Here is a 15,478-nt window from a genome sequence, read left to right on the forward strand (position 1 = left end):
ACCAACAAAAAACACCATACAAAACAGATGAAACTTTTTAACAACATACCATTATGGGTCACTTTCCTTGTGCTTTCCTTCTCGGCAAGCGCACAACAGGATCCGAACTATACCTTCTACCGCTACAACATGAACCTGTACAACCCCGCATTTGTGGGGAGTTCAGAGGCTGCCGAATTCTCTTTGGGAATCCGCAGCCAATGGGCGGGAATCGAAGGAGCCCCCGAGAGTCAAAGTGCCATTTTCGGGATGCCCGTGGGCAGAAATATAGGACTTGGAGCCTCCATACTCAATGATAAGACCTTTATCGAGCAGCAGACCTGGGTGGCCATAGATGTGTCATACAATATCCAATTGGATGAGGACCATTTTCTCTATTTTGGAATCAAGGGAAGTGCCAACTCCTATGATGCCAACACCCAGGGCCTTGTCACCTACGGTGTGGGCCAAGATGGTGCCTTGGTTGATTACGATAGTCGTTTCACCCCAAATGTAGGTGCAGGAATCTATTTGAAACACGATAGATATTTTGCATCCCTGTCCGCGCCAAAGCTGTTGACACCGGAACGTCTGCAAGAGCGTGATGGGAACGCTTATCTAGGTGTTGACCGTATGCACGCTTACTTGAGTGGCGGCTATACTTTCTTATTGGGGAGAACCTTGGACCTGAAGACCATGGGGATGTTTCGCTACGTTGACGCATCGCCCATATCTGTTGAATTCACCGGAATTTTGGACTTTGGTGAACGCTTTGAGTTTGGGGCAAGCTATAGATACGATGAAAGTATCAGTGGTCTGTTTCTGTTCAATATCAGCAATGGGTTTAATTTGGGTTATGCCTATGAAACTTCCATACAAAACCCCATTGACGGTTTGGACAACAATACACACGAACTCTTTATGCGGTTGAGGATGTAAAATTTCAAAATCAAATAATACTTATATTAGTTATAAATGCCCTTCTAACCAAGGGCATTTTTTATGACTTGAAGTAGCTAGCATTAGTTTAAGGCGGCTGTGAGGATATAAATAACATTGGCTTTATTGACATGGAGTATAACTTAGTTGTACCAACAAAAAATGATTTGGCTGAGCATTTCAAACAGCTCGGACTCTCTAGTTATGACCAACATCTAACTCAAGGGGGAGGTCATGAAGATATCAATTGGATGAGCCGAATGGTTAAGACCACCAAAAACGGAAAATTTGAGCCATCCAATATTTGGATTTTTCAAATTGAAAATCAGTCTTTTACATAGATTTCGAAGTGGCTTAATTTTATACGACGTAGGGGGTTTATCTTGGGCGGCGTTTCCCCTCTGTTCTTTAATGCGATATACGGAAAAACTACCAGGATATCTTTTATGCAAGCCCCTTTACATTTTTTGGGAAGAACGAATCTTAAGCTCTCCACTCAAAGCCCAAAAAAGGGGTTTGCCAAAGAAAACTATATGTTCCAAAAAAATATATAATCGGAAAAAATCCGATTACATCACTATATGGTGAAAATATGTGCTTTAGAGAGAAAGCAAGGAATTTGCAATACGTCTCATTTCTAGATATTGGATGTTAGAATTCCTTGGAGATGCTGGTTACTTAGCATATTTATTGAGGGAGCAAAAAATAGAAAGCTCATATCTGATAGAAAAGAATTGTCCATATCAAAGGCAGAAATGGATGCAATATGACCTTAAACCTTTCTAATGGCAAACCAAACCACTTAAGGAACTCTAATTTTAGTTTATTATATTAAACAAATATACGAACAAATAGACAAAATGTTTAATATAGTAATCATAATTGATTTTTCATTGGAGAGTTGACCTCTTAAAATGTTTCAAATCCCATGACATAACCGGAAACACTGGGCATAGTATCCCATCCCCATTGTTGGGAACCTACACCCTCTAGGTCAATATTTCATCTGAAAGGAAAAGAAATTTGTACAGACCGGGCACAAACAAAAAGGTGGTTTTCAAACCACTAACATCATGTATTGGGTGGCTCAAATTTTCCGTTTTTGGTGGTATCAACCATACGGGGCATCCAGCTTGACAAGAGTATCAAAAATACAGATAAATGCCGATTCTCTAAGATAAAGCTTGTGATGGTTCGATAAATTTGTTTTAAGTGGTTACCATATCCATCCCATCCACAATTTGGCCATCCCTTTAAAAAGGCAATTCCAATATGGGTGTATCTTCACTTACTAACTCAAAAAAAAAAATAAAATTATGCTTGAAAAAATAGCAGTAAAGGATATACATACCGGCCTAGGCCGGATTCACTCCATTCGCTCTTTGGTTACTGACCAAGTTATCCATAAAATGAAGATCGATAATTTAGCACAGTGACAAACTTTTTGGAATCAACTTTAATGGTTTTTAACTAAAAATCTAATCTAAAGGATTTGGGAGACTTTCAGCTCTAAACTTAATTAAGATTGCTTAGACATGAATATTTTATTTGAGTATTGGTTAAAAGTTCGCTTGTCCACAAAGATAGACCCTTTTTATTTCTTTAAGCTAAAGGTATAAATCTTCCCTTTTTCTGTTTCTATATCGTATAATGATGTTTCGGGTAATATTAATTCTTCAATAGAAGAATTCTCAGATATTATTGGGTCTGCCACTTTACTACAAGTGAAGAACTTATTCCGATTTTCCCCTTGTGCTATTTTTAACTTTCCCGTTCCGATATACTCAATTTCATTGGGGACCCTGAGCCGTAAATTGCCTCCTAAATTTGATTTTATTGAAGCGGCCACGAGTTTCTTGTTTTCCCATTCCATAGCTACCACTTCAAATCCTCCTCTGGTCCTTAATCCACCTACGTATCCGGCATCAAGTGCGTCGGGAACTGCTGGTAGCAGATGGACACTACCGTCCGAACTTTGCAATAGCATTTCAGCAATTCCAGCGGTACATCCAAAGTTCCCATCGATTTGGAATGGAGGATGCGCATCGAACAAGTTGTTATAGGTTCCTCCCCCTCCTTGATTGATTCCTACAGGGGTCAATTGGTCTATGATTAATTTATAGGCGTGATTGCCATCCTGCATTTTGGCCCACCAATTTACCTTCCAGCCCATACTCCATCCCGTAGAAATATCCCCTCTCTGCAGCAAGGTGTTCCTTGCAGCGGCAAAAAGTTTCGGTGTGCGATATGGAGAAACCTGATTGGACGGAAAAAGACCGTACAAATGGGAAATATGGCGATGATTGTCCTCTGGTGAGTCCACGTCGTCCAACCATTCCTGCAATTGGTTGTGCTTGCCAATCTGCATTGGGGGCAATTTGCTTCTCAACACTTTTAGCGAGTCTACGAAAGCGCTTTCCTTTCCCAAAACTTCCGTAGCTTGAATATAGGTGTTGAATACATCGAAAACCAATTGGTTGTCCATGGTAGATCCGGCGGTTATGGACGAACCTTGATGTGCTTCTGGGGCATTTTCGGGAGAATTTCCAGGAGCTATGACCAAATATGGGTACTTGGGGTGCTGCACCAGAAAATCTGCATAAAACTCAGCGGCTCCTTTAAAGATGGGGAGAGATGTTTTTAAGAAAGTGGTATCCCCAGTGTATAAATAGTGCTCCCAAAGATGCTGACTCGCCCAGGCTCCCCCACCGTTCCAGATACCCCAAAAGGCACCATCAATGGGTCCGGTAATCCTCCAAATATCAGTGTTGTGGTGTGCCATCCAGCCCCGTGTACCGTACATGGTCTTGGCTGTTTCCTGACCAGTTTCAGAGAGTTCTTTAACCATTTTTAGAAAGGGCTCGTGAAGTTCGGAGAGATTGGTCCGCTCTGCAGGCCAATAGTTCATTTCCGCATTGATGTTGATGGTGTATTTACTGTCCCATGCGGGATTCATACTTTGGTTCCATATACCTTGAAGGTTTGCAGGTTGCCCACCCGGTTGGGATGAGGATATGAGCAAATATCTCCCATATTGAAAGTATAATGCAACAAATGATGGGTCCTCCGTATTCCTGAAATTGGCCAGACGTTCATCCGTGGGCTGCTTTGAAGCTTCCGTTTCCCCGAAGTCCAAAACGACTCTGTTGAACAATTCTTGGTATCTTTTTATGTGGTCGGATATTAGGACTTTATAATCTTTATCAATACCCGCATCCAAAAATCCTCTTGCACGTAGCACTTCATCACCGCTCAAATCTTGGTAGGAGTTGAAATTGCTGGCAATCGAAACCATCAAAATGGCTTCGTCCGCATGTTCCACCGTAATTGAGGTATCTGCTTGGGTTATCCTTCCATTTTGGGCCTTTAGTCCCATTAGGGCATTGAATTCCACTTTGCCCTCAATACCTTCGTGATCGCTGGTTCTGCCCCAAAGAGAGATTTGGTTACCTGGCTTGGTCTCTATTCTTGAATTGGCGTGGGGAGTGGTGAAATTGGCGGTAAAGTCAATTTTACCTGGCTTGCTGGCAGTAACGCGAATGACCAAAAGTCTATCGGTCAACGATACAAAAGATTCTCTCGTAAAGGTAACACAATTGATTTTATAAGAGATTTTACTAATCGCATTGCTGATATCCAACTCTCTGTAATAGTCTTGATAGTCTGTATGGTTGGGAAAGGATAGTTCCAGATTTCCTACAGGTTGAAACATTTGGCCATGCGATTTTTTGGTAATGATCTTATCGTTCGCCAATTTTTCTGCTGCTTTATATTTCCCATTAAAAATGAGTTCCCGGACTTTGGGAAGGGCCTCAAGTGCATTTGGATTGTCATTTCTATTGGGGCTTCCGCTCCAAACCGTATGTTCGTTGAGCTGGAATATTTCTGTGTCCACATTACCATATACCATTGCCCCCAAACGACCATTGCCCAAAGGCAGCGCATTTTCCCACGTATCTCCTGAGGGCTCGTCATACCAAAGTTTTAAGTCATCTGAATGCTGTCCAAAAAATGAAATTGGAAAACAGAAGACAATCAAATAAAATGACCATTTCATATACTAACAATTAATTTTAAAACTGGCTACGGGTTCATGATTAAGGTGTTCAATATACACATGTTATTCCTTGTGTAAAATAATAGTTGTGTTTAGTATACCAATACTTTTAGTTTTGGTATGAGGTAGTTCCTCTCGAACTAACTCTATTGTACTGATTCACGCTGGTTTTCAAGAATTTCTCCCAGATTCATTTCCAATGTGTTAAATAAACACTTATATTGGTGCCAGAAAACACGATATACAATTTACTCCAACGCTCAGATTGTCTTAATGACTTCATTATGCACAATGGAGATAATTGAACCGTATAGAACTATTTCATGACGACCAATAAATGATCAATTAGAATCTAAAAAGAATTAACTAAAAACAAACATCATGAAGTTTAATGCTGCAACATTAACATTTGTATTGTTTTGCTATGCCACAGGTATGGCCCAAACTAATGCACACACTGTAACCGAAGATTTCAAACCCTCAACCCTGAACCAACCTGGGAAAGAATACCCCCAGGTCAACTCACAGGGATATGCGCGATTTAAGATAGATGCCCCCGCCGCTGACAGTGTACGGGTAAGTCTTGGCCTTGGCGGTAGAGGCGGAACCAAACTACAAAAAGTAGAGAGTGGTTCATGGATGGGTACCACAGAAGGGCCCATGGATGAAGGGTTCCATTACTACCATGTAAATGTGGACGGTGGTACTTTTAATGATCCAGGCGCTCTTAATTTTTACGGTTCCACACGTTGGGAAAGTGGTATCGAGATACCGGCCCATGACCAAGAATTTTATGCATTAAAGGACGTTCCCCATGGAAAGGTGGAACAGATTCTTTTTCCTTCAAAAAGTACCAACACATCCCGAAGGGCATTTGTGTACACGCCTCCTGGGTACAACAAGGATCAATCTAAAAAATATCCTGTTCTGTATTTGCAACATGGCTGGGGAGAGGACGAAACGGCTTGGAGCAATCAAGGCCACGCCAACCTTATTATGGACAATCTTATTGCCGAAGGTAAAATTGAGCCTTTTCTTATTGTGATGACCTATGGGATGACCAACGAGATTAAATTTGGAGGGCTGCGTAATTTTGACATCACTCCCTTTCAAACGGTTTTGGTAGATGAACTTATTCCTTATGTTGATGCCAATTTCCATACCATCGCTGACCAGTCCCACAGAGCCATGGCGGGTCTTTCCATGGGGGGTATGGAGACCAAGATGATCACACTCAACAAACCAGAGGTTTTTTCCTATTACGGTCTGCTTAGCGGAGGCACCTATAGTCCAGAGGACATTAAGGATGAAGCCAACGTGAACCTCATATTCTTGAGCTGCGGAAGCAAAGAAAGACCCGATGCTGTCAAAAGTTCCACAGCTGCTTTAAAAGAGGCCGGTATAAATGCCGTTTCCTATGTTTCCGAAGGAACTGCACACGAATTTCAGACTTGGAGGCGAAGTCTACATGAACTTGCGCCACTTCTTTTCAACTAAATCAGGCTAAAGAAAATACCATGAAAATTGCAAGTTCGTTTAATGTCACCTTAGCATTTCTATTTGTATCAGCTCTCTGTTTTGGTCAACAGGCTAATGTAAACCTGGACTATAATCCGCAGGAGGATACCGAAGGACTTATACCCTTTAGTGCACCGATAAATTCTCCTGAAGTGCATAATAACCAAACTGTTACGTTTCAAGTGAAAGCACCTGAGGCCCAAAAAGTGGAATTGAATCCCGGAGCCATCAATACCGCTCTGGGCAAGGGTAGGGAACCTATCCCTTTTACAAAAGGAGAGGATGGGGTTTGGACATTGACCATTGGACCACTTCCTCCTGATATGTATGCTTACCATCTTCGGGTGGACGGCGTGCAAATGGCGGACCCCAACAATACGTATGCGGCATTTACGGCCATGCCTCCCTATAGTGAATTGATCGTGCATGGCGATGGGCCAGCGTACTATGATGCAAAAAACGTACCCCACGGAAATGTTACCCGTCACATTTATCATTCTGATGTAACTCAGGGCGAACGTGAACTGTATGTATACACACCGCCCGGCTACGATTCAAGTAAAAAGTATCCGGTACTCTATTTATTGGGGGGAAGTGGTGAACTGCCTTCGAATTGGGTGTACGATGGCAGGGTGAATTTCATCATGGACAATCTTTTGGCGGAAAACAAAGCCAAGCCTATGATCATTGCTATTCCCAACAACCAAGTGATTCATCGGAATCACCCACAGCATTCCGAGCTCACTTTCGACATTTTTGAAAAAGAACTCAGAAACCATGTTATACCCGTGGTTGATGAAAGTTACAGCACCATCCAAAACCCTGAGGGAAGGGCAATATCAGGATTGTCTATGGGAGGTCGACATAGTATGTTTATAGGTTTCCGTTCGCTCGATTTATTTGCAAATTTTGGTATTCTCAGTGCCGGGGATACGGATGCTGAGACCTCGTTGTCCCACTTTTTGAACGATTCCGAAGTAAACAACAAGGTAGACTATCTTTTTGTGGGGCAGGGCACCAAGGAAGCCGAAGGTTTTTTCAACGCAAGGGTCCAGGGTCTTGTCGGTGCATTAAATAAGCATGATATAGAACACGAATACTATGTAGGTGGTAACGGTGGGCATGACTGGTCCACTTGGCGTCATCTGTTGTATTATCGATTCTTGCCCAATCTTTGGCAGAACAATTAAATCGTATTTAAATGAAAAATAGAAGCTTACTCCTAGTTGCAATCACACTGATTTTTTTCAGTTCCTGTGCAGAACAAAAGCAGGAACCGGGTCTGGTAAAGACTACCAACGGAATGGTACAAGGTTCGGTTGAAGGTGATCTGACCGTTTTCAAAGGAATTCCCTTTGCCGCACCTCCGGTGGGAAACCTTCGGTGGAAGGCCCCACAGCCCATAGAACCTTGGGACGGTGTAAAAAAGACCACCGAATTTGGACCTGCCCCCATGCAGGGCGGCAATCCGCCTTCAGGAAAAAGCGAGGACTGTCTTTATCTAAATATCTGGAGCCCTGCAAAATCCATGGACGAAAAAATCCCGGTTTTGGTCTGGATTTATGGGGGTGGATTTAGCTTCGGTTCCACCTCAGAGCCAGTTTATGATGGCACAAACCTCGCCAAAAAAGGAGTCATTTTGGTCAGCATACCCTATCGTGTGGGTCAATTGGGCTTTTTGGCCCATCCAGAACTCAGTGCAGAAAATCCCAATAATGTTTCAGGAAACTACGGATTGATGGACATGATTGCCGGTTTGCAATGGATTCAGGAAAATATTGCTGCTTTTGGGGGTGACCCGGACAAAGTGGCCATCTTTGGTGAATCAGCGGGTGGCATTGCGGTAAGCATGCTCTGTGCCTCTCCCTTGGCCAAAGGGCTGTTTCAGGGTGCTATTTCCCAAAGTGGTGGCTCTTTTGGACCGTCAAGGCCAACTACATTTCCCGGTGAAAATATGAAAACCCTTGAAGTTGCCGAACAAGACGGGGTCAGCTATGCCGAAAACGCGGGTGCCTCAACGTTGGAAGAATTGCGGGACATCCCGGCGGAAAAATTGCCTATGGGCATGGGTATGGGCGGCGGATGGCCCATTGTTGATGGTTACGTGATTCCTGATGACCAGTTTACGCTGTATGAATCAGGAAAGTATAATGACGTTCCCGTGTTGATTGGCTATAATTCTGATGAAGGTGCCAGTTTCTCTCTGGAAAAAGACCCCAAAAAACATACAGAAAGTGTACATCTCCGTTATGGTCCGTATGCCGATTCGCTGTTGGCGGCTTATCCCTTGGAAGATAATGAAGTGACCAAAACGGCCCGTGACTTGGCCCGTGATGCCGCTTTTGGATGGCAGACATGGAGCTGGGCAAGGCTTCAGGCCAAAACCGGGGATTCCAAGGTGTTCTATTATTATTTTGACCAGCACCCAGACTACCCCGAAGATTCACCCAAGTATGGATATGGTTCTCCGCACGGCCAAGAAGTGGCATACGTCTTCCTTAATCTTAACAATCCTGATTTAAGTGAAACGGATACGCAAATTTCAGAAGCTATGGGCGCCTATTGGACCAATTTTGCCAAATACGGGGACCCCAATGGTGAGGGAATGCCCAATTGGCCTGCCTTCAACAATGAGACCAAACAAGTCATGTATTTTCAACAAGAACCAAAGGTTGGTGGAGTGCCAAGCGAGGCTGCTTTGGAAGTGCTTGACCACTATTTTGAATGGCGGCGAACCCCTGAAGGAAAGGAGTGGGCCCAGTAAAAAATGTATATGATTAAGAATAGGTTACCCTCGATTTCAACTCTTTTTTTGAGCCTTTTATTTTTTTGTAATGGGCATGCACAAGAAAAACTATATCCCAACACATTTGACTTAAATCAAATAACTCTACTCGAAGGACCATTTAAAACAGCTAGGGATTTAAATATTGAGGTGCTTTTGCAATATGATATGGACCGATTGTTGGCCCCTTATCGTAAAGAGGCTGGATTGGAACCGAAGGCTCCTGCCTATCCCAATTGGGAGGGGTTGGATGGTCACGTTGGGGGGCATTATCTGTCTGCAATGGCCATGAACTATGCGGCTACGGGAAATGAAGAATGCAAACGACGCATGGACTATATGGTTGAAGAACTCAAGCTCTGTCAACAAGCCAATGCCAAAAACAATCCGGAGTGGGGTGTGGGTTATGCGGGCGGTTTTCCCAATAGCGATAAGTTGTGGTCCACGTTTAAAAAAGGCGACTTTAGTATTTATTTTTCATCATGGGCACCGTGGTACAATTTGCACAAAACCTATGCTGGACTAAGGGATGCATGGCTTTATGGTGACAATGAGGAGGCAAAGGCCATTTTCTTGAATTTCTGTGATTGGGGTATCGGCCTCACTTCTAAACTTACAGATGAACAAATTCAAGAAATGTTGGATATGGAGCACGGTGGTATCAATGAAAGCTATGTGGATGCCTATCAAATTAGTGGTGACAAGAAGTATTTGGAGGCCGCCAAACGATTTTCCCACAACGACTTGTTGGACCCGCTTTCAAAGGGAATCGACAATTTGGACAATATGCATGCCAATACCCAGATTCCCAAATTTGTGGGGTTTGAGCGCATTGCGGAACTGGAAGATGCACAAAACTATGGTGATGCAAGTACATTTTTTTGGGAAACCGTGGTCAATAATCGCACCTTGGCCTTTGGTGGAAACAGCAGAAAGGAGCACTTTGCCAGTGTGGCCTCCAGTATTGATTATGTGAACAATATTGATGGTCCTGAGACCTGCAATACATACAATATGTTGAAGTTGACCGAGGACCTTTTCAGAATGCATCCCGAGGCCAAATATGTGGATTATTATGAAAAAGCCCTGTACAACCACATCCTCTCTACACAACATCCGGTGCATGGGGGGTATATATACTTTACTTCTGCCAGGCCCCGTCATTATCGGGTGTATTCCGCACCCAATGAAGCCATGTGGTGCTGTGTGGGAACGGGCATGGAAAATCATGGCAAATACAATCAGTTTATTTATACAAAAGCCAAAGATTCCTTATTCCTTAACCTTTTTGTGCCTTCAGAACTGGATTGGGAAGAAAAGGGAATACAAGTGAAACAGGAAACGGATTTTCCTTACGCTGAAACCTCCAAAGTGACCATCACCGAAGGAAATTCAGAATTTGAACTATTGTTGCGCTATCCGAATTGGGTGGCAAAGGGAGCATTTTCAATAACGATCAATGGCAAAACCTTTGCCCATTCAGAAACCCCATCGTCCTATGTTTCTATCAACAGAAAATGGAAAAAGGGTGATGTTGTGGAGGTTTCATTTCCAATGACCAACCATATTGAACATCTGCCCAATGTGCCCCAATACATTGCATTTTTCCACGGACCCATTTTGCTCGGGGCAAAAACAGGAACGGAGGATTTGGAAGGACTCATTGCGGATGACAGTCGATTTGGACAATATGCCAGCGGAGAACAGCTTCCAGTGGACAAGGCTCCCATACTTATTGATGATAATTTGGAAACCATTGCGGACAAACTAAATCCAATCCAAGGAAAGCCTCTTCACTATACTTTGAATGTGAAAATGGTCAATCCCAAAAACCTGGAATTAGAACCTTTTTATCAAATTCATGATGCCCGATATATGATGTATTGGCTGGCCCTATCGGAATCAGGATACAAGGGCTATTTGGATTCATTGTCCAATATAGAGAAGAAAAAACTCGATTTGGAACGGAGGACGGTTGATTATGTGGCCACAGGAGAGCAACAGCCAGAATCTGACCATTACATGGAAGAAACCCACTCCAATTCGGGCAACTCTAATGATGATTTTTGGCGAGAGGCCAGCGATGAAGGATATTTTAGCTATAAAATGGCCACGGGTTCAGAATCCAATCTAAACCTATTGGTGCGCTACTGGGGATTCGAATGGGGCCAACGAAAGTTTGACATCTATGTCGATAATGAAAAGTTGGCCACAGTGGACAATACCAAAAAATACAATATCAGTCAATTCAAACAAGAGACGTATCCCATTCCTGAATCACTTTTAAAAGAAAAAGAATTTGTCCGTGTAAAATTTGTGGCTCACCCCAACAGTTCGTCCAGCGCGGTGTATGACGTACGCTTGGTAAGGCCAAATTAAGTAGAAACAATATGAAATTAAATGAACATCTTCGAAACCACAGAACCGTTTTTATACTGTTGTTCATTCTCATTTGCTTATGGGGTACCGCTCTGGAGGCTCAAGTGCCCAGTGGTGGTAAAAAAATAAGCGATGAATTGTTGGGCCTCTTTTTTGAGGATATCAACTATGCGGCTGATGGCGGACTGTATGCCGAAATGGTTCAAAATAGGTCCTTTGAATACGACCCTACCGAACAACAGGGATGGAATCCATTTTCATTTTGGGAATATATGGAACCGGGGTATTCCTACGGGAGAATCGGCGTGGAGACCTCAGACCCCGTCCATGAAAACAACCCACATTATATGGTGGTCGATGCGGAATTTATTGGTAATTACGAAGAACACGAAGGACAATCAGGAGTGGGAATCAAAAATTTGGGCTTCGATGGAATGGTGGTCAAGGCTGGTGACATCTATAATTTCTCTGTGTTTCTGAAACAATTGAGCAATGCCCCCGTAACCTTGGATATTAGTTTGCAGGGCACTGACGGCACCGTTTTGGCCGAAAACAAAATTCAGAGTACTTCCAAGGATTGGAAAAAATACACCACAAATTTGGTGCCTTCCCAAAGCAGGGACACCACCCACCTGGTCATCTTGGCCACCACCAAAGGCAAATTTGCCATGGATGTGGTTTCACTTTTCCCTGAAAAGACCTTTAAAAATCGTCCCAACGGATTACGGTTGGATATGGCCCAACTTTTAGCGGATATGGAACCCAAGTTTATCCGGTTTCCTGGAGGGTGTCTAGTACACGGTGATGGTTTGCACAATATGTATCGATGGAAAAATACCATTGGACCCATTGAACAGCGAGTGGAACAGCGCAATATCTGGGGGTACCATCAAACAGCCGGTTTGGGATATTTTGAATATTTCCAGTTCTGTGAGGACATCGGTGCAAAGCCTGTACCCGTGGTTCCTGCAGGTGTGAGTTGCCAGAATTCCGGAGGCACATGGAGAATTGGGGGAAAGGGACAACAGGCACTTCCCATGGATGAGATGAATGAGTATATTCAGGAAGTATTGGATTTGATTGAATGGGCAAATGGGCCGGCCACCTCTGAATGGGGCAGCAAGCGGGCAGCCGCAGGTCACCCCGAACCCTTCAACCTGGAATATGTCGGCATTGGGAATGAAGACAAAATGACTCCAGAATTTGAGGAACGATTTACCATGCTCTACCAAGCCGTAAAGCAAAAACATCCAGAAATTACGGTCATTGGTACCGTAGGTCCATTTTTGGATGGGGAAGATTTTGAAAAGGGATGGGAAATAAGCAACAAATTGAAGCTTCCCATGGTGGATGAACACTATTATATTGAACCTGACTGGTATTTGGGCAACCAAGAGCGGTATGACACATATGATAGAAAGAAAGCCCAGGTGTATTTGGGTGAATATGCATCCTGGGGCAACAAACTCTATAATGCCATAGCAGAAGCGGTCCATCTAACGGCCATTGAAAGAAACGGTGATGTGGTCAAAATGGCTTCCTATGCACCCTTGTTGGCCAAAAAAGGACATACCCAATGGTCAACCGATATGGTGTTTTTTGATAATACCACCTTGTGCCCGACCCCCAATTTTTATGTCCAAAAGCTCTTTATGAAAAATAGTGGCGATCATTACTATGAAAATGTCGTCAACTTTTCAAAGAAGGATACCACATTGGCGGCTTCCACAGTGATGGATAGCAATACAGGAGATGTTATCCTAAAAATGGTCAATGCGGGAAAGGCGCCAAAAAATATGGAGGTAAACCTTTCCAAATTTAAGAATAGGGTTTCCAAAGCAACATTGACCGTGCTTACAGGAGATCCTGAAGCTGAAAACACTTTCGACAACCCAGACAATGTCGTTCCGGTCACAGAGGAGTACAGTGTGGACAAAAAATTCATGTATTCCGCACCTGCAATGTCATTGAGCGTCATCAGAATTAAGACAAAAACATAAGTTCAAGAAGCAAAACTTACAACAACAGCAGCAATACTAAATCAGCATGAAAAAAATCAAAAAAAACCTTAAAAGAATCACGGCCATTTTGTTATTGGTCGCAGTAGCGGGATTGTACTCCTTTTCGGTGAAGGATGCAGGTCCAAAACCCAAGAAAGCACCCACGCCCCCCGTGTTCACCAAAGTAGTGTACGAGGGTAATGATCAGCTATACAATAATAATCCCTTGGAAGCAGATGAGTTTTACAATCCAATTCTTCAAGGTTGTTACCCAGACCCAGCCATAACCCGAAAGGGAGACGATTATTACTTGGTATGTTCGTCATTTGCCATGTTTCCTGGTGTGCCCATTTTTCATTCCAAGGATTTGGTCAACTGGACACAGATTGGCCATGTTTTGGACCGGGTTTCCCAGTTGGATGTCCACGATACGGGGATAAGCCAAGGGGTATATGCCCCTGGTATCACCTATAACCCCAATAATGATACATTTTATATGATTACCACTGCTTTTGCGGGTGGTTCGGGGAACATCGTAGTGAAGACCAAGGATCCGATGCAAGGGTGGAGTGATCCTTACCACCTAAAATTTAATGGGATTGACCCATCGCTGTTTTTTGATGATGATGGCAAAGCCTATGTGGTGCACAATGATGCTCCGGACAGAGGCAAGGAACTCTATAATGGCCATAGGGTCATCAAAATATGGGAATACGATGTGGAAAAGGACCAGATTATTGAAGGAACCGATAAGATCATTGTGGATGGTGGTGTGGACATTTCTGAAAAGCCCATTTGGATTGAAGCACCACATTTGTACAAAAAAGATGGCAAATATTACCTGATGTGCGCCGAAGGCGGCACCGGTGGATGGCATAGCGAAGTGATTTTTATGAGTGACAGTCCCAAAGGCCCTTTTGTGCCCGCTCCGAGCAATCCCATCCTTACCCAGCGCTATTTTCCAAAGGAAAGGGAGAACAAAGTGGATTGGGCGGGCCATGCCGACTTAGTTTTGGGTCCGGATGACAAATATTATGGTGTTTTTCTGGCGGTTCGGCCCAATGAGGAAAACCGCGTGAACACAGGGAGGGAAACCTTTATTTTACCTGTGGATTGGTCGGGCACTTATCCTGTTTTCGAAAATGGATTGATCCCAATGGAACCAAAACTAAAAATGCCCGAAGGCGTAGAGAACAAAATGGGGCAAGAAGGATTCTTTCCCAACGGAAACTTCACCTATACCGAGGATTTCTCATCAGAAAAATTAGATTACCGTTGGATAGGGCTCAGGGGGCCACGGGAAGCCTTTATGGAACAAACCAAGAATGGTTTGGAAATTACGCCCTTTGAAACCAATATCAAGGAAGTAAAGCCTACATCCACATTGTTCTACAGGCAACAGCACAGAACATTTTCATTCACAACAATCCTAAACTACAAGCCAAAATCTGAAAAAGATTTGGCGGGAGTGGTCGCCTTACAGAATGAAGGATCCAATTATGTCTTTGGATTGACCAAAAAGGACAATGACTATTATCTCGTACTGGAAAAAAACAAATGGCCCAGAAGACAGGGTGAAATCATCTCAGAGGTTTTGGCAAGCACTAAAATTGATTTGTCAGGGCCCATTGAATTAAAAATAGCTGCTGAAGGTGACAAGTATACGTTCAGTTTTTCCACTGATGGAAGCTCTTTTGAGAACTTGAGCGGCACAGTTTCTGGTGACATCCTCTCCACCGATGTGGCAGGAGGTTTTACCGGTGCTCTTTTGGGACTTTATGCCACCAAGGCAAATGACATAGTACCGGAATAACATAATCC

General features: G+C 43.4%; 9 protein-coding genes. 8 read left to right on the top strand and 1 reads right to left on the bottom strand.

Annotated features, from left to right (window positions below; all coding sequences use genetic code 11):
* Nucleotides 1-27: 27 nt before the first annotated feature.
* Both K1F36_RS11305 and K1F36_RS11310 read left to right on the top strand, forming a co-directional pair.
* Nucleotides 28-918: a PorP/SprF family type IX secretion system membrane protein gene (locus tag K1F36_RS11305; RefSeq protein WP_220113917.1), complete on the top strand. Its 891-nt coding sequence runs from the start codon at nucleotides 28-30 to the stop codon at nucleotides 916-918.
* Between the two features lie 131 nt (nucleotides 919-1,049).
* The gene (locus K1F36_RS11310) at nucleotides 1,050-1,259 is read left to right on the top strand and encodes a hypothetical protein (RefSeq protein ID WP_220113918.1); all 210 of its coding nucleotides are present in this window, start codon (nucleotides 1,050-1,052) and stop codon (nucleotides 1,257-1,259) included.
* 1,253 nt (nucleotides 1,260-2,512) lie between these two features.
* Here K1F36_RS11310 and K1F36_RS11315 read toward each other — a convergent pair.
* Nucleotides 2,513-4,975 carry a glycoside hydrolase family 95 protein gene (locus K1F36_RS11315; protein ID WP_220113919.1) on the bottom strand — a complete coding sequence of 821 codons (2,463 nt, stop codon included), beginning with the start codon at nucleotides 4,973-4,975 and terminating at the stop codon, nucleotides 2,513-2,515.
* A 381-nt stretch (nucleotides 4,976-5,356) separates the two neighbouring features.
* Between K1F36_RS11315 and K1F36_RS11320 the strand changes: the two genes are divergently transcribed.
* From K1F36_RS11320 to K1F36_RS11345, 6 genes are read left to right on the top strand one after another with little or no spacing between them, the layout of a single operon-like run.
* The gene (locus K1F36_RS11320; RefSeq protein ID WP_220113920.1) at nucleotides 5,357-6,472 is read left to right on the top strand and encodes an alpha/beta hydrolase-fold protein; all 1,116 of its coding nucleotides are present in this window, start codon (nucleotides 5,357-5,359) and stop codon (nucleotides 6,470-6,472) included.
* A 20-nt stretch (nucleotides 6,473-6,492) separates the two neighbouring features.
* Complete coding sequence (locus K1F36_RS11325; protein ID WP_220113921.1) at nucleotides 6,493-7,683, top strand: esterase; 1,191 nt, start codon at nucleotides 6,493-6,495, stop codon at nucleotides 7,681-7,683.
* 11 nt (nucleotides 7,684-7,694) lie between these two features.
* Complete coding sequence (locus K1F36_RS11330) at nucleotides 7,695-9,257, top strand: carboxylesterase/lipase family protein (RefSeq protein WP_220113922.1); 1,563 nt, start codon at nucleotides 7,695-7,697, stop codon at nucleotides 9,255-9,257.
* 48 nt (nucleotides 9,258-9,305) lie between these two features.
* On the top strand, nucleotides 9,306-11,657 hold the full coding sequence (locus tag K1F36_RS11335) for a glycoside hydrolase family 127 protein (RefSeq protein ID WP_258539033.1): 2,352 nt from the start codon (nucleotides 9,306-9,308) through the stop codon (nucleotides 11,655-11,657).
* An 11-nt stretch (nucleotides 11,658-11,668) separates the two neighbouring features.
* Nucleotides 11,669-13,657, top strand: a complete 1,989-nt coding sequence (locus K1F36_RS11340; protein WP_220113924.1) for an alpha-L-arabinofuranosidase C-terminal domain-containing protein — start codon at nucleotides 11,669-11,671, stop codon at nucleotides 13,655-13,657.
* A 46-nt stretch (nucleotides 13,658-13,703) separates the two neighbouring features.
* A complete protein-coding gene (locus K1F36_RS11345) occupies nucleotides 13,704-15,470 on the top strand; it encodes a glycoside hydrolase family 43 protein (protein WP_220113925.1) in 1,767 nt (588 codons plus the stop codon).
* The last annotated feature ends 8 nt before the right edge of the window (nucleotides 15,471-15,478 follow it).

This window comes from Flagellimonas abyssi (assembly GCF_019457905.1).
GTDB classification, from domain to species: Bacteria; Bacteroidota; Bacteroidia; order Flavobacteriales; family Flavobacteriaceae; genus Flagellimonas; species Flagellimonas abyssi.